At 64.8% G+C, this 15,381-nt stretch carries 12 protein-coding genes; 3 read left to right on the top strand and 9 right to left on the bottom strand.

Annotated features, from left to right (window positions below; genetic code table 11):
• The first annotated feature begins 317 nt into the window (after window positions 1–317).
• On the top strand, window positions 318–818 hold the full coding sequence (locus BLV07_RS29875; protein WP_091893112.1) for a septal ring lytic transglycosylase RlpA family protein: 501 nt from the start codon (window positions 318–320) through the stop codon (window positions 816–818).
• Window positions 819–1,200: 382 nt separating this feature from the next.
• Here BLV07_RS29875 and BLV07_RS29870 read toward each other — a convergent pair whose 3' ends face one another.
• Window positions 1,201–3,411, bottom strand: coding sequence for a primosomal protein N' (locus BLV07_RS29870; RefSeq protein WP_091893110.1), 2,211 nt, complete (start codon window positions 3,409–3,411; stop codon window positions 1,201–1,203).
• Window positions 3,412–3,522: 111 nt separating this feature from the next.
• On the opposite strand from BLV07_RS29870, the gene BLV07_RS29865 reads away from it, so the two are divergent.
• Window positions 3,523–4,488: a tyrosine recombinase XerC gene (locus tag BLV07_RS29865; protein ID WP_091893108.1), complete on the top strand. Its 966-nt coding sequence runs from the start codon at window positions 3,523–3,525 to the stop codon at window positions 4,486–4,488.
• Window positions 4,489–4,569: 81 nt separating this feature from the next.
• Window positions 4,570–5,160, top strand: a complete 591-nt coding sequence (locus BLV07_RS29860; protein ID WP_091893106.1) for a DUF4337 domain-containing protein — start codon at window positions 4,570–4,572, stop codon at window positions 5,158–5,160.
• Window positions 5,161–5,350: 190 nt separating this feature from the next.
• On the opposite strand, the gene BLV07_RS29855 is transcribed toward BLV07_RS29860, so the two are convergent.
• From BLV07_RS29855 to sucC, 8 genes are all read right to left on the bottom strand, one after another.
• Window positions 5,351–5,881 (bottom strand): hypothetical protein, encoded by a 531-nt coding sequence (locus BLV07_RS29855; protein WP_091893104.1) that lies wholly within the window; start codon window positions 5,879–5,881, stop codon window positions 5,351–5,353.
• A gap of 34 nt (window positions 5,882–5,915) precedes the next feature.
• Window positions 5,916–7,316, bottom strand: coding sequence for a dihydrolipoyl dehydrogenase (gene lpdA / locus BLV07_RS29850; protein ID WP_091893102.1), 1,401 nt, complete (start codon window positions 7,314–7,316; stop codon window positions 5,916–5,918).
• Window positions 7,317–7,351: 35 nt separating this feature from the next.
• The gene (locus tag BLV07_RS29845) at window positions 7,352–8,101 is read right to left on the bottom strand and encodes an SDR family oxidoreductase (protein ID WP_176945847.1); all 750 of its coding nucleotides are present in this window, start codon (window positions 8,099–8,101) and stop codon (window positions 7,352–7,354) included.
• Window positions 8,102–8,168: 67 nt separating this feature from the next.
• Window positions 8,169–9,410: a 2-oxoglutarate dehydrogenase complex dihydrolipoyllysine-residue succinyltransferase gene (odhB, locus tag BLV07_RS29840; RefSeq protein ID WP_091893098.1), complete on the bottom strand. Its 1,242-nt coding sequence runs from the start codon at window positions 9,408–9,410 to the stop codon at window positions 8,169–8,171.
• Window positions 9,411–9,610: 200 nt separating this feature from the next.
• The gene (locus BLV07_RS29835; RefSeq protein WP_091893096.1) at window positions 9,611–12,568 is read right to left on the bottom strand and encodes a 2-oxoglutarate dehydrogenase E1 component; all 2,958 of its coding nucleotides are present in this window, start codon (window positions 12,566–12,568) and stop codon (window positions 9,611–9,613) included.
• Window positions 12,569–12,704: 136 nt separating this feature from the next.
• Window positions 12,705–13,589 carry a succinate--CoA ligase subunit alpha gene (gene sucD / locus BLV07_RS29830; RefSeq protein ID WP_091893094.1) on the bottom strand — a complete coding sequence of 295 codons (885 nt, stop codon included), beginning with the start codon at window positions 13,587–13,589 and terminating at the stop codon, window positions 12,705–12,707.
• Window positions 13,590–13,622: 33 nt separating this feature from the next.
• Complete coding sequence (locus BLV07_RS29825) at window positions 13,623–14,102, bottom strand: DUF1579 family protein (protein WP_091893092.1); 480 nt, start codon at window positions 14,100–14,102, stop codon at window positions 13,623–13,625.
• Window positions 14,103–14,106: 4 nt separating this feature from the next.
• On the bottom strand, window positions 14,107–15,303 hold the full coding sequence (gene sucC, locus BLV07_RS29820; protein WP_091893090.1) for an ADP-forming succinate--CoA ligase subunit beta: 1,197 nt from the start codon (window positions 15,301–15,303) through the stop codon (window positions 14,107–14,109).
• Window positions 15,304–15,381: the final 78 nt, after the last annotated feature.

Here is a 15,381-nt window from a genome sequence, read left to right as displayed (position 1 = left end):
TGAACACAGATCGCAGAGACGTGAGTCCCGTCACGTCGGTTCCACTCGAGGAATACTTACCCAATTCTAAACGCTAACGGCGATGACTTCATTCTACAGTATTCGCAAGTAATGGTCTGATTAATGAATTGTTAAAGCAAAAGATTACGGAACATCGCCTGAATATCAGAGGCAGGTAACAAGATATTTCATGACGAAACAGAACAGATTTACTGCCCAATTCACGCCGCATTGCGAAAGGAAACGCGATCCCGCTCACAAACTGATGGGGGCTCCACTAGCCACATATGTGGCAATACTAGCTTAGGGACCACTATATGCTGTCTTTGAAGACGCTGGGCTTTGTGACCCGGCCGCGCACGGCGATTGCTTTCGTTGCCGCAACTCTCGTCATCGGTGGAACTGCCACCGAAGCTTCCGCCAAATCCAGGCATCACCGGCATCACCATCACCGCCACCACGTCCAGAACGATACCAACGCGAACTCCGATTGGCGCAATGCCAACGCCGCGATGACGCCGTCGTCGGGCACGGGCCGCAGCTTCTCCGGCATGGCCTCCTATTACGGCAACGAGTCCGGCAGCCGGACCGCCTCGGGCCAGCGCTTCAACCAGAACGCCTTGACCGCAGCGCACCGCTCGCTGCCGTTCGGCACCAAGCTGCGCGTCACCCATGGCGGCCAGAGCGTCATCGTCACCATCAATGACCGCGGCCCGTTCATTCGCGGCCGTGTGCTCGACCTCTCCACGGGCGCAGCCCGCGCCATCGGCCTCACCGGCGCCGGCGTCGGCCGCGTCACCGCGGAAGTCGTCTCCTAAGGCGCGCTCCAAGCGCCTCGCACGCGCAGTTTTCATCAGTTTGATGCGCGCCTGAAACAAGCCCGTGGTCTTGGGGGACCGCGGGCTTTTTTTGTTGGCCTCCGCCGTCATTGCGAGGAGCCCTTGCGACGAAGCAATCCAGAGTGCCTCCGCGGAGACAGTCTGGATTGCTTCGCTTCGCTCGCAATGACGTGGAGAGAGTGTGCCCACCCTACTAAAGCAGCCGTAGGGTGGGCAAAGCATTCGCCGGCGCTCGCAGAGCGGCGGCGGGAGCGTGCCCACCAATTCCGTTGCCGCAATCGAGACACCCTAGTGGGCACGCCTGCGCCTTCGTTCTCCGAACGAAGACGCACGCTTTGCCCACCCTACGAAAGCGCGAGGACTATAAAAAGCTCTGCGGATCGACGTCGACCTCGAGCTTCAGATTGCCCTTCGGCTTCGGACACACGGCGAGCCAGTTGCGCAGATAGTCCGACAGGTCGAAGCCGCGCGCCGATTTCACCAGGATGCGGAAGCGGTAGCGGCCCTTGATGACGGCGAGCGGCGCTTCCGCAGGCCCCAGCACCACCACGCGCTCGTCGCGCGGCGCCAGCGCCACCAGACGGCGGCCGAAACCTTCCGCGCTCGGGCGGTCGCCCGCGGAGATGATCAGGCTCGCGAGCCGGCCGAACGGCGGATAGAGCGTGCGTTCGCGCAGGTCGATCTCGCTGTCGTAAAAGGCCTCGCGGTCGCAGGCGATCAGCGCCTTCATCACGGGATGATCGGGCTGGTGGGTCTGGAGATAGCCGACGCCGCGGCCCTGCTCGCGCCCGGCGCGGCCGATCACCTGGTTGAGCAATTGCCAGGTGCGTTCCGCCGCGCGCGGGTCGCCGTTGGAGAGGCCGAGATCCGCATCGACCACGCCGACCAGATTGAGTCGCGGGAAGTTGTGGCCTTTTGCCACCAGCTGCGTGCCAATGATGATGTCGACACGACCCTCGGCGATTTCGGCGAGCTCGCTGCGCATCGTCTCGATCGAGGTGATGAGATCGCTCGACAGCACCATGGTGCGCGCGTCCGGGAACAGCGCGGCCGCCTCCTCCTGCAAGCGCTCGACGCCGGGCCCGACCGCCACAAGCGATTCTTCCGCCGAACAGTTCGGACAGATGTGCGGACGCGGCATCGAGAAGCCGCAGTGATGGCAGACCAGGCGCTGACGAAAGCGATGATCGACCAGCCAGGCATCGCAGATGGTGCAGGCGAAGCGATGGCCGCAGGCACGGCACAGCGTCAGCGGCGCATAGCCGCGGCGATTGAGGAACAACAGCGCCTGCTCGCGCCGCTCGATCGCGATCTTGATCTCGCCGGCAAGCCGGGGCGAGATGAAGCGGCCGCGCGCGGGCGGCTCGCGCCGCAGATCGATCGCCTCGATATGCGGCATGTGCTGGCCGCCGAAGCGCGAGGGCAGCGCGATGCGCTGGTAGCGGTTCTTGCGCGCATTGACCTCGGACTCGACCGACGGCGTCGCGGAGGCCAGCACGACCGGAATTTTGGCGATATGCGCGCGCACCACCGCCATGTCGCGGGCGTGGTAATGTACGCCGTCGTCCTGCTTGTAGGCCTGGTCGTGCTCTTCATCGACCACGATGAGGCCGAGATTGGCGTAAGGCAGAAACAGCGCCGAGCGCGCGCCGACCACGACCGGCGCGGTGCCTGCAGAGATTGCCGCCCAATTGCGCGCGCGAGTGCGCGGCGTCAGCTCCGAATGCCATTCGATCGGCCGCACGCCGAAGCGCTGCGCGAAGCGGTCGAGAAATTGGCCGGTGAGCGCGATCTCCGGCATCAGGATCAGCGACTGTTTGCCACGACGAATGGCTTCGGCGACCGCCTCGAAATAGACCTCGGTCTTGCCCGAGCCGGTGACGCCGTCGAGCAGCGCGACGTGGAAGGTGCCGTTGGCGGCGAGCGCGCGCATCGTATCGACCGCGGCGCGCTGGAGCGGTGTGAAATCCGGCCGGCCAAAATCCGGATCGGGTGCGGGCGGCGGCGGAGGCGGCGGCATCGGTTCGATCGTGAGCGTGCCTTCGTCGACCAGGCCATCGATCACGCCGGCCGAGACGCCCGCCTCCTTGGCGGCTTCGGACTTGCCGTGCAGCAGCCGGTCCGACAGCACCGCGATCAGCCGCTGCCGCGCCGGCGTCAGTCGCTTCGGGGGATCACCGACCAGGCGCACGCCGGGGCGCGCCCGTTCGGGGCCGAGATTCTCGCCCATCCGCAGGCACATGCGCAGCACCATGCCGCGCGGGCTCAGCGTGTAATTGGCAACCCAATCGACGACCGAGCGCAGCTCGGGCTTGAGCGGCGGGATGTCGAGCTTCTCGCTGACGTCCTTGAGACGGTTGTGGAGGCGCGGATCGGGATTGGCGTTTTCAGCCCAGACCACGGCCAGTACCTCGCGCGGGCCGAGCGGCACGCCGACGAGATCGCCGGCCTTCAGCTCCATGCCGCGCGGCACCTTGTAGGAATAGGTCTGGTCGAGCGCGACCGGCACCAGCACGTCGACCATGCGGGTCGCGTTGGCGGTGGCGGTCGTGCTGCGCGGTGTGTGATCCATGGATTGAGAATCGGAACCTGGGGCCTCGAGGCTAGCGCCACGGGCCGGCCTTAGCGAACGATAAACGAGTGTGATGCGATATACTGTGCGGAATCACCACGTCCAGAGCGCATGAGCAAAGCGGCCGCCCCACCCATCGAGCTCGCCAGCGCCGATCCCTCGATCGCGCAGGAGATGGCGCGCTGGCTGTCGCATCTCGGCGCCGAGCGGCGGCTGTCGCCGAAGACGCTGGAGGCCTATGGCCGCGACTTGCGGCAATGCCTGGATTTTCTCTGCTCTCATTGGGGCGAGCGCGTCACGCTCGCGCGGTTCGCCGCGCTGGAAGCCACTGATGTGCGCGCCTTCATGGCGATGCGCCGCGCCGACGACATTGCCGGCCGCTCGCTGATGCGCGCGCTCGCGGGCCTGCGCTCGTTCGGACGTTTTTTGGAGCGCGAAGGCAAAGGCAAGGTCGGCGCATTGTCCGCCATCCGCGCGCCAAAAGTCGCAAAAAGCCTGCCAAAGCCGCTGCCGATGGCGTCGGCCAAACGGCTTGCCGATGCCGACGAACGCGCCGGCGAGGAACGCGAGACGTGGATTTTGGCACGCGATGCTGCGGTGATGGCGCTGCTGTACGGCTCGGGCCTGCGCATCTCCGAAGCGCTCGGCCTCAAGCGCCGCGAAGTGCCGCGGCCGGGCGAGGGCGACGTGCTCGTCGTCACGGGCAAAGGCAACAAGACCCGCATGGTGCCGGTGCTGCAAAACGTGCTCGAGCTGGTGCAAGAGTACGTTGCGATGTGCCCGTATCCCCTGCCCGCAGAGGGTCCGATCTTCGTCGGCGCGCGCGGCGGGCCCTTGAGCCCGCGCATCATCCAGCTCGCGATGGAGCGGCTGCGCGGGGCGCTCGGCCTGCCCGACAGCGCCACCCCGCACGCGCTCCGCCATTCCTTCGCCACGCATCTGCTCTCGCGCGGCGGCGACTTACGCGCGATCCAGGAACTGCTCGGCCATTCCTCGCTCTCGACCACGCAGGTCTATACCGGCATCGATTCCGAGCGGCTGCTCGAAGTCTATGCGAGCGCGCATCCACGACGGTGACACACTGATGTCATAACTTGCTTGCCTCTTGCGCGGCGCACGCGGTTCGGTCAATCGTTGCGGAACCGATCAGGAGGACATATGAGCGCACATGAAAGCATGGAGCATGCCGAGCACGCCGAACACGCGTCCGGCTCGAACAAGAAGATCGCGCTCCTGATCGCGGTTCTGGCGCTGTTCCTGGCGATCTCGGAGACGCTCGGCAAGGGCGCCCAGACCGAATCGATCAGCAAGAACGTCGAGGCCGCCAATCTCTGGGCGTTCTTTCAGGCCAAGAGCATCCGCCGCACCGTGGTGGCGACCGCGGCCGAGCAGGGCAAGCTGACGCTGGGGGGCACGACCGACGACGCCATGAAGGCGGCGGTGCAGAAGCAGGTCGACGACTGGACCAAGACCGCGCAGCGCTACCGCTCCGAGCCCGAGACCGGCGAGGGCACCGAGCAGCTCGCGGAGAAGGCCAAGCATGCCGAGCACGATCGCGACGAGGCGACCGCGAAGTACCATCATTTCGAGCTGGCCTCGGCCGCGTTCCAGATCGGCATCGTGCTGGCGTCAGCCACCATCATCACCGGCATGTTCGCGCTCGCTTATGTCAGCGGCGTGCTGACGCTCGCAGGCCTGATCATGACTGCGCTCGGCCTGTGGTGGCCGCATCTCTTGCATTTGCATTGAGGGCGCGCGTAACGACGGCGCAGCGAATCCGCCGCCACACATTCCGCTGTCATGCCCCGGCTCGACCGGGGCATCCAGTACGCCGCGGCACTTCCGTATTCGACTGACGTCTCTGGAATACTGGATCGCCCGGTCAAGCCGGGCGATGACAGCGCGTGTGTGGCGATGGTAGCGAGTATGACGCGAACAGCTAGCGCGCCTCGTGCACGCTTTTGCGAAAACGCTGGATCAGGCGGAGCGTCCGTGACGACCACCCCTCGCCGTTGCCGGTGATCAGCTCGCGGATGCGCCGCTTGATCGGATCGACCAGCTCGGCGGCCTTGGCGCGCACTTTCAGCACGAGCTCATAGATCCGCTCGAACCAGTGCATCTCCAGAAGCTTGTCGCGCGTCACGTCGAACACGAAGGCGGTGACGCCGACGCCGAGCATCTTCGCGAACACGATCGTGAACACCGCGCTGGTCCAGTATTCGTGCGCGAGCAGCCACAGGCCGACCAGCTTGAGCGGAAACAGCGGGATGATGGGGACCGCGAACACGATCAGCGTCATGGCCGGCGACAGCGCATCGACGCGCTCCGTCAGCCATTGCTTGAAGCGCGCGAGCGGGATGGCCGCGACGACTTTTGCAACGATCGGCTCGAGATGGTCCCACAGCCAGGCTTCGATCAGGAAGACGATCGCAAGCAGGACCCAGACCGGTTGAAGAAGGCGGCGCAGCATGTGTTGTCCCGCCCGATTCGGCTCGGGCCGTAAACTACATATGGATGGCCCGCTTGCCGACTGCAAGCGCGGCTTCCTTGACCGCTTCCGAGCGGGTCGGGTGCGCGTGGCAGGTGCGGGCGAGATCCTCCGCACTGCCGCCAAATTCCATGAGAACGCAGGCTTCATGGATCATTTCGCCGGCTTCGCGGCCAATAATGTGCACGCCGAGCACGCGATCGGTCTTCGCATCTGCGAGAATCTTCACAAAACCGTCGGTGGTCTGATTGACCTTGGAACGGCCGTTGGCGGTAAAGGGAAACTTCCCGACGGTATAGGCGACGCCGGCCTGCTTGAGTTCCTCCTCGGTCTTGCCGACGGAGGACACTTCCGGCGTGGTATACACGACGCCGGGGATGACATCGTAGTTCACGTGGCCGGCTTGCCCGGCGATGATCTCGGCGACCGCCACGCCCTCATCCTCGGCCTTGTGCGCGAGCATGGGTCCTGCGACGACGTCGCCGATGGCGTAGACGCCCTTCAGGCTGGTGGCGAAATGCGGATCGATCTGGACCCGGCCGCGCGCGTCGAGCGCGACGCCGGCCTCCTTCAGGCCGAGGCCATCGGTGTAGGGCGTGCGGCCGATGCAGACCAGAACGACGTCGGCTTCAATGGTCTCGGCGGCACCGCCGGCAGCCGGTTCGATTTTCGCGAGCAACGCCTTGCTGTTGGCTTCGACGCCGGTGACCTTCGAATCCAGCTTGAATGCAAATCCCTGCTTTTCGAGCATCCGCTGGAATTGCCGTGCGACCTCGCCGTCCATGCCGGGCAGAATGCGATCGAGGAATTCCACCACCATGACCTCGGATCCGAGCCGGCGCCACACAGAGCCAAGTTCGAGCCCGATCACGCCGGCACCAATGACCAGCAATCTGCCGGGCACCTTCTCCAGCGACAGCGCGCCGGTCGAGGAGACGATGCGCTTCTCGTCGATCTCGATGCCCTTGAGACGTGCGATATCCGAGCCGGTCGCGATCACGATGTTCTTGGTCTCGACCACCTGCGCCTTGCCGTCGGCGGAGACTTCGACCTTGCCGGTGCCCAAGATCTTGCCGGTGCCCTTGAGCACGTCGATCTTGTTCTTCTTCATCAAGAACTCGACGCCCTTGACGTTGCCGTCGATGCCCTGCTGCTTGAAGTTCATCATCGAGGGCAAATCGAGCTTCGGCGCGGAAACGCTCACGCCCATTTTCGCGAAGGAATGGCCGGCTTCCTCGAACATTTCGGAGGCATGCAGCAGCGCCTTCGACGGCATGCAGCCGACATTGAGGCAGGTGCCGCCGAGCGTGGCGTTCTTTTCGACCACGGCGACTTTCATGCCGAGCTGGGCTGCGCGCACCGCGCAGACATATCCGCCCGGTCCGGTGCCGATGACGACGAGATCGTAGGTAGCCATGAGAGGAAGTCCCGTAGGTTTAGCGTGAGGATGTGTCAGCGTCCGCCGGACACATCGAGAATGGCTGAGGTGACGTAGGACGCCTCGTCCGACAGCAGCCAGACGATGGCGTTGGCGATTTCGTCGGCGGTGCCGACGCGCTTCATCGGCACCAGATGGGCGAGACGATGGGCACGGTCGGGCTCGCCGCCGGCGGCGTGGATGTCGGTGTCGATCAGGCCGGGGCGAATGCCTGCGACGCGGATGCCTTCGCTTGCGACCTCGTAGCCGAGCCCGACGGTGAAGGAATCGATCGCGCCCTTGGACGCCGCATAATCGACATAGGTATTGGGTGAGCCGAGCTTGGCCGCGACCGACGACAGGTTGACGATGACGCCGCCTTTGCCGCCATGCTTGGTCGACATCCGCTTCACCGCCTCGCGCGCGCAGAGGATGGAGCCGGTGACGTTCACCGCCATCACCCGCTGGATGCGCTCGGCGGACATCTCGTCGACGCGCACGCCGCTCTTGCCGACGATGCCGCCATTGTTGACGAGCGCGCCCAGCGTGCCGAACTTGTCGGCTTGCTTGAACAGTTCGAGGATGTCGCTTTCCTCCGCGACATCGCATTTCACCGCGATGGCCTTGCCGTTCTTGGCTTCGATCGCGGCCACGACCTCGTCCGCAGCCTGCTTGTTGCTGGCGTAGCCGACCACGACGCGGAAGCCGCGCGCGGCCGCCGCAAGCGCAGTCGCCCGCCCGATGCCGCGGCTGCCGCCGGTGATGACAACGACTTTATCCGTCATGCGCGCCTCCATGGTTCGACATGCGCCGTCGCGTTTAGTTGCGACGGCGCTCGCAAAGCATCAGGGATCAGAGATCGAGCACCAGCCGCGCCGGATCTTCCAGGCTCTCCTTGACGCGGACCAGGAAGGTCACGGCTTCCTTGCCGTCGATCACGCGGTGATCATAGGACAGCGCCAGGTACATCATCGGGCGGACCTCGACCTTGCCGCCGACGACCATCGGCCGCTCCTGAATCTTGTGCATGCCCAAAATGCCGGACTGCGGCGCGTTCAGGATCGGGGTCGACATCAGCGAGCCGTAGATGCCGCCATTGGTGATGGTGAAGGTGCCGCCCTGCATCTCGTCGATCTTGAGCTGGCCGTCGCGGGCGCGGCGACCGAAATCAGCGATGCTCTTCTCGATGTCGGAGATCGACTTGTGGTCGCAGTCGCGCACCACGGGGACGACGAGGCCCTTGTCGGTGCCGACAGCAACGCCGACGTGGTAATAGTTCTTGTAGATCAGGTCGCTGCCGTCGATCTCGGCGTTGACGGCCGGGATGTCCTTCAGCGCCTGCACGACAGCCTTGGTGAAGAAGCCCATGAAGCCGAGCTTGGCGCCATGCTTCTTCTCGAACGCGTCCTTGTAGTGGGCACGCAGCGCCATGACGTTGGTCATATCGACCTCGTTGAAGGTCGTGAGCATGGCCGCGGTGTTCTGCACGTCCTTGAGCCGGCGCGCGATGGTCTGGCGCAGGCGGGTCATCTTGACGCGCTCCTCGCGGGCGGCGTCATCGGCCGGCGACGGCGCACGCACTTGAACGGCGGCGGCGGGCTGGTTGACCGGGGTCGGCGCGGAGGCCGCACGCTCGATCGCGGCGAGCATGTCGCCCTTGGTGACGCGGCCGTCCTTGCCGGAGCCCGGAACGGTCGAGGCGTCGATGCCGGTCTCGGCCGATAGCTTGCGCACCGACGGGGCGAGTGGCGCATCAGCCGGCGGCGCCTTCGCGGCCGCGGCCGGTGCAGCAGCGGCTGCAGCGGCAGCCGGAGCAGCGGCAGCCTTGGCGGGAGCAGCGGCGGGCTTTGCAGCGCCTGCGCCTTCCGTGATCTGGCCGAGCAGCGCGCCGACCGCAACGGTCGCACCGTCGGCGGCGATGATCTCGCTCAGCGTGCCAGCTGAGGGCGCCGGGACTTCGATGGTGACCTTGTCGGTCTCGAGCTCCACCAAGGGCTCGTCGACGGCGACGGGATCGCCGGCCTTCTTGAACCAGCGGCCGATGGTGGCCTCGGTGACGGATTCGCCGAGCGTCGGCACACGAATTTCAGTCATGGTCTTTTCCTTAAGGGGATCGCCAATGCGGTCATGAATTCTCGGGTGTCATCGCCCGCCTTGTGCGCAATTCCGCACGGGGGCGAACGATCCAGTACGCCGAGACGTTGGTGATCAGAACGAACGCCGCAGAGTACTGGATGCCCCGCCCTAGTTGCGCAACTGCGCACAAGGCGGGGCATGACTCAGTCTAAAATTGCCTAGCTCAGTGCTTCGTCCAGGAACGCCTTCAGCTGCGCCTGATGCTTGGACATCAGACCCGTGGCGGTCGCGGCCGAGGCGGCGCGGCCGACATAACGCGGACGCCGGCTCGCACCGTGCACCTGGTTCAGCACCCATTCCAGATAGGGCTCGATGAAGTGCCAGGCACCCATGTTGCGGGGCTCTTCCTGGCACCACACCACTTCCGCCTTCTTGAAGCGGGACAGCTCGACCACCAGCGCCTTCAGCGGCACCGGATAGAGCTGCTCGACGCGCATCAGATAGATGTCGTCGATGCCGCGCTTCTCGCGCTCCTCGTAGAGATCGTAATAGACCTTGCCGGAGCAGAGCACGATACGGCGGATCTTCTCGTCCGGGACGAGCTTGCTCGCCTCGTTCGGCTGCATCTGGGCGTCATCATAGAGGATGCGGTGGAAGCTCGTGCCCTTCGCGAGCTCTTCGAGACGCGACACCGCCCGCTTGTGACGCAGCAGCGACTTCGGCGTCATCATGATCAGCGGCTTGCGGATCTCGCGGTGGAGTTGGCGCCGCAGCACATGGAAGTAGTTCGCCGGCGTGGTCGGGTAGACCACCTGCATGTTGTCTTCCGCGCACATCTGCAAGTAACGCTCGAGACGCGCCGAGGAGTGCTCCGGTCCCTGGCCCTCATAGCCGTGCGGCAAGAGGCAGACGAGGCCGGACATGCGCAGCCATTTGCGTTCGCCCGAGGAGATGAACTGGTCGAACACGACCTGCGCGCCGTTGGCGAAGTCGCCGAACTGGGCTTCCCACAGCGTGAGCGTGTTCGGCTCGGCGAGCGAATAGCCGTATTCGAAGCCGAGCACGGCCTCTTCCGACAGCAGCGAGTTGATGACCTCGTAATGGCCCTGCTCGCTGCCGAGATGGTTGAACGGCGTGTAGCGGCTCTCGTCCTCCTGGTCGATCAGGACCGAGTGACGCTGCGAGAAGGTGCCGCGCTCCGAATCCTGTCCCGACAGACGGACGTGATGGTTTTCATGGAGTAGCGTGCAGAACGCCAGCGCCTCGCCGGTCGCCCAGTCGATGCCATTGCCGCTGTCGATCGCCTTGGCGCGGTTTTCCAGGAAGCGCTGGATGGTGCGGTGGACGCGGAAGCCGTCCGGCACCTTGGTGATCTTGCGGCCGATGTCCTTCAGGATCGGAAGGTCGACGCCGGTGACGCCGCGGCGCGCATCCTCCTCCTGATCGGCGATCTTGAAGCCCGCCCATTTGCCGTCGAGCCAGTCGGCCTTGTTCGGCTTGTAGGACGTGCCGGCCTCGAACTCGGCATCGAGCCGCGCGCGCCAGTCGGCCTTGGCCTTGTCGACCTCGCCCTCGGTGATCACGCCTTCGCTGACCAGACGCCGCGAGTAGAGCTCCAGCGTCGAGGGATGAGCCGCGATCCTCTTGTACATCACCGGCTGGGTGAAGGCCGGCTCGTCGCCCTCGTTATGGCCATGCCTGCGGTAGCAGAACATGTCGATGACGACGGGCTTGTGGAATTTCTGCCGGAACTCGGTGGCAACCTTGGCCGCGAACACGACGGCTTCCGGATCGTCGCCGTTCACGTGGAAGATCGGCGCGTCGATCATCTTCGCCACGTCGGACGGATAGGGCGAGGAGCGCGAGTAGCGCGGATAGGTGGTGAAGCCGATCTGATTGTTGACGATGAAGTGCACCGAGCCGCCGGTGCGGTAGCCCTTCAGGTCGGACAAGCCGAAGCACTCCGCGACCACGCCCTGGCCGGCGAACGCCGCGTCGCCGTGCATCAGCAGCGGCATGACGGAGATGCGCATGTCCGGCGGATCGCCGTGCTGGTCCTGCTTGGCGCGGACCTTGCCGAGCACGACGGGATCGACGATCTCGAGATGCGAGGGGTTCGCGGTCAGCGACAGATGGATGCGGTTGCCGTCGAACTCGCGGTCCGAGGAGGCGCCAAGGTGATACTTGACGTCGCCGGAGCCTTCGACGTCCTCCGGGTTGGCGGAGCCGCCCTTGAACTCGTGAAACAGCGCGCGGTGCGACTTGCCCATCACCTGCGTCAGCACGTTGAGGCGGCCGCGATGCGGCATGCCGAGCACGATCTCCTTCACGCCGAGATTGCCGCCGCGCTTGATGATCTGCTCCAGCGCGGGAATCAGCGATTCACCGCCGTCGAGACCGAAGCGCTTGGTGCCGGTGAACTTGGTGTCGCAGAATTTTTCGAAGCCTTCGGTTTCGATCAGCTTCATCAGGATGGCTCTGCGACCCTCGCGGGTGAACGAGATCTCCTTGTCCGGTCCCTCGATGCGCTCCTGGATCCAGGCCTTCTGCGCGGCATTGCTGATATGCATGAACTCGACGCCGAGCGTCTGGCAGTAGGTGCGCTCGCAGATCGCGGTGATCTCGCGCAGCGTGCCGTATTCGAGACCGAGCACGTGATCGAGGAAGATCTTGCGGTCGAAATCGGCTTCGCTGAAGCCGTAGGTGCGCGGGTCGAGCTCTTCGCGGTTGCGCGGGGCTTCGATGCCGAGCGGATCAAGCTTGGCGTGGAAATGACCGCGCATGCGGTAGGAGCGGATCAGCATCAGCGCGCGGACGGAGTCGCGCGTGGCCTGGAGCAGGTCGGCCGACGAGAGGCCGGCCCCCTTGGCCTGCGCCTTGGCGGCAATCTTGCCGCCGACCGCCTTCTCGACTTCGGCCCAATTGCCGTCGAGGGCCGAGGTGAGGTCGTCCTGTGGGGTCAGCGGCCAGTTGGCGCGCTCCCAGGACGGGCCTTCGGCGTTCTTGCTGATGTCACCGGGCTGGTCGTTCAGGCTCTTGAAGAACTCCCGCCATTCGGCGTCGACCGAGGACGGATCCTTCTCGTAGCGGGCGTAGATTTCGTCGATGTAGGTGGCGTTGGTGCCCTGCAAAAAGGATGAGAGGGCAAAGGCTGCGTTCGCGTCCTGGCGAGACATACTGGAGTTCCTGGCGATTTCGGTTCGCGCATAACAAACGGCGCTGGCGCCGAGCTCCCGGCAGAGGCTCGGCGCGACAGGCACCCTTTACCCTATTTGCTGCGAAACTTCGCCCGGAAAAGCACGAAGAAGTGAATTAGCCTTTCAACTTTTCGGCAAGCGTATGTCCGAGGCGCGCGGGCGACGGAGAGACGGTGATTCCGGCCGATTTCATCGCTTCGGTCTTGGATCCGGCATCGCCCTTGCCGCCCGAGATGATCGCGCCGGCATGGCCCATGCGGCGGCCGGGAGGTGCCGTGACACCGGCGATGAAGCCGACCATCGGCTTCTTGCGGCCGCGCTTGGCCTCGTCCTTGAGGAACTGGGCGGCGTCTTCCTCGGCGGAACCGCCGATCTCGCCGATCATGATGATCGATTCGGTCTTGGGGTCGGCGAGCAGCATCTCCAGCACGTCGATGAACTCGGTGCCCTTGACCGGGTCGCCGCCGATGCCGACCGCGGTGGTCTGGCCGAGGCCTTCCTGGGAGGTCTGGAACACGGCTTCATAGGTCAGCGTGCCGGAGCGGGAGACGATCCCGACGCTGCCGGTCTTGAAGATGTTGGCCGGCATGATGCCGATCTTGCACTCGCCGGCGGTCATGACGCCCGGGCAGTTCGGCCCGATCAGGCGCGACTTGGAGCCGATCAGCGAGCGCTTCACGCGCACCATGTCGACGACCGGAATGCCCTCGGTGATGCAGACGATCAGCGGGATCTCGGCATCGATGGCTTCGCAGATCGCGTCCGCCGCACCCGGCGGGGGCACGTAGATCACCGACGCATCGGCGCCGGTCTTCTCACGCGCCTCGCGCACGGTGTCGAACACCGGCAGGCCCAGATGGGTCGCGCCGCCTTTGCCCGGCGAGGTGCCGCCGACCATCTTGGTGCCATAGGCAAGCGCGGCCTCCGAGTGGAAGGTGCCGTTCTTGCCGGTAAAGCCCTGGCAGATGACCTTGGTGTTCTTGTCGATCAGGATGGACATGAGATCTGCTTTCGCGAACTAACGAGTGAGAGGTCAGTGGATGCGGCGGTAGACGCCGGTGAGCACGTCGGCCCAACCTTCCGCGTCCGGCGAGAACTGGATCTTCAACGAATAAGAATTGTCGTCGATGATCTCGTAGACGTGGCGCGCATTGCCGCGGAGCGAGCCGCGCACCAGCGTCAGGGTCTTGCCAACCCAGCCGCCGGAGGCGGGCGAGGGCGGCGTGTAGCCGAGCGAGTCGTACCAGAACAATTTGTAGGTCCGGTCGTCACGGTCGTAGGTGAAGATGCCGTGGGTGGCGAAGATTTGCTTGCCGTCGCGCATCTGGACCGAGTCCTGGATCAGATAGAACCCGTTGAGGTCCATGCGCGCGACGACGTGCGAGGTGGCCGGCCCGCCCTCCGTCCAGCGCGACGGAAAGACCATCTCTTCGCCATTCCATTCGCCGGCGAACGCGGCGAGGCGCGTGTGTTCGGGGAGCGGAGATGATGCGGCGAGATGGTCCTGGGCCATGGCCTTAGCCTCCCTTGACGGCCTTCACGATCTTCTGCGCGGCGTCGTCGAGATTGTCGGCCGGCACCACGTTCAGGCCGGATTCACGGATGATCTTCTTGCCGAGCTCGACATTGGTGCCTTCGAGGCGGACCACCAGCGGGACGCTGAGGCCGACCTCGCGCACAGCGGCGGTGACGCCCTCGGCGATCACGTCGCACTTCATGATGCCACCGAAGATGTTGACCAGGATGCCCTTCACGTTGGGATCCGCGGTGATGATCTTGAAGGCGGCCGCGACCTTTTCCTTGCTGGCGCTGCCGCCGACGTCGAGGAAGTTGGCCGGCGACATGCCGTAGAGCTTGATGATGTCCATCGTCGCCATGGCAAGGCCGGCGCCGTTGACCATGCAGCCGATATTGCCGTCGAGCGTGACGTAGTTGAGATCGTATTTCGACGCCTCGATTTCCTTGGCGTCTTCCTCCGTCTCGTCGCGCAGCGCGAGCACCTCGGGGTGACGGAACAGCGCGTTGTCGTCGAACGAGACCTTGGCGTCGAGCACGCGGAGCTGACCCTGCTTGGTCACGACCAGCGGGTTGATCTCCAGCATCGACATGTCCTTGGCGACAAAGGCGGCGTAGAGCTGCGCGGTGAGCTTCTCGGCCTGCTTGGCGAGATCACCTGACAAGTTCAGCGCCTTCGCAACCGTGCGGCCGTGATGGCCCATGACGCCGGTCGCCGGATCGACCGAGAAGGTCACGATCTTCTCAGGCGTGTTGTGCGCGACCTCCTCGATGTTGACGCCGCCCTCGGTCGAGACGACGAAGGAGACGCGCGACGTCTCGCGGTCGACCAGGATCGAGAGGTAGAATTCCTTGTCGATGTCGGAGCCGTCCTCGATGTAGAGGCGGTTGACCTGCTTGCCGGCAGGACCGGTCTGCACGGTCACGAGCGTGGCGCCCAGCATCTGCTTGGCAAATTCGGAGACCTCGGCGGCCGACTTGGCGATGCGGACGCCGCCCTTGTCGCCGGCGCTGGCTTCCTTGAACTTGCCCTTGCCGCGGCCGCCGGCGTGGATCTGGCTCTTCACCACCCAGACCGGACCGGGCAGCGCCTTGGCGGCGGCTTCCGCGTCAGCGGGCTTCAGGACGGGCACGCCCTTGGAAATCGGCACGCCGAACTCGCTCAGCAGCGCTTTGGCCTGGTACTCATGGATATTCATATGGTCGCTCCCTGAACCCGCGGGCGGTGACCTCAAGGGCCCCCCTCAGTCTTGTGGCTGGCATACCATATACCACAG

The sequence above is a fragment of the Bradyrhizobium sp. Rc2d genome, from assembly GCF_900099855.1.
Lineage (GTDB): Bacteria > Pseudomonadota > Alphaproteobacteria > Rhizobiales > Xanthobacteraceae > Bradyrhizobium.
Note: the sequence above shows the minus strand (reverse complement) of the source record. Positions and strands in the feature narration are given on the sequence as shown.

Coding starts and splice junctions, on each gene's coding strand:
- BLV07_RS29875 (WP_091893112.1), top strand. CDS start 318: ATGCTGTCTTTGAAGACGCTGGGCTTTGTGACCCGGCCGCGCACGGCG.
- BLV07_RS29870 (WP_091893110.1), bottom strand. CDS start 3,411: ATGGATCACACACCGCGCAGCACGACCGCCACCGCCAACGCGACCCGC.
- BLV07_RS29865 (WP_091893108.1), top strand. CDS start 3,523: ATGAGCAAAGCGGCCGCCCCACCCATCGAGCTCGCCAGCGCCGATCCC.
- BLV07_RS29860 (WP_091893106.1), top strand. CDS start 4,570: ATGAGCGCACATGAAAGCATGGAGCATGCCGAGCACGCCGAACACGCG.
- BLV07_RS29855 (WP_091893104.1), bottom strand. CDS start 5,881: ATGCTGCGCCGCCTTCTTCAACCGGTCTGGGTCCTGCTTGCGATCGTC.
- lpdA (WP_091893102.1), bottom strand. CDS start 7,316: ATGGCTACCTACGATCTCGTCGTCATCGGCACCGGACCGGGCGGATAT.
- BLV07_RS29845 (WP_176945847.1), bottom strand. CDS start 8,101: ATGACGGATAAAGTCGTTGTCATCACCGGCGGCAGCCGCGGCATCGGG.
- odhB (WP_091893098.1), bottom strand. CDS start 9,410: ATGACTGAAATTCGTGTGCCGACGCTCGGCGAATCCGTCACCGAGGCC.
- BLV07_RS29835 (WP_091893096.1), bottom strand. CDS start 12,568: ATGTCTCGCCAGGACGCGAACGCAGCCTTTGCCCTCTCATCCTTTTTG.
- sucD (WP_091893094.1), bottom strand. CDS start 13,589: ATGTCCATCCTGATCGACAAGAACACCAAGGTCATCTGCCAGGGCTTT.
- BLV07_RS29825 (WP_091893092.1), bottom strand. CDS start 14,102: ATGGCCCAGGACCATCTCGCCGCATCATCTCCGCTCCCCGAACACACG.
- sucC (WP_091893090.1), bottom strand. CDS start 15,303: ATGAATATCCATGAGTACCAGGCCAAAGCGCTGCTGAGCGAGTTCGGC.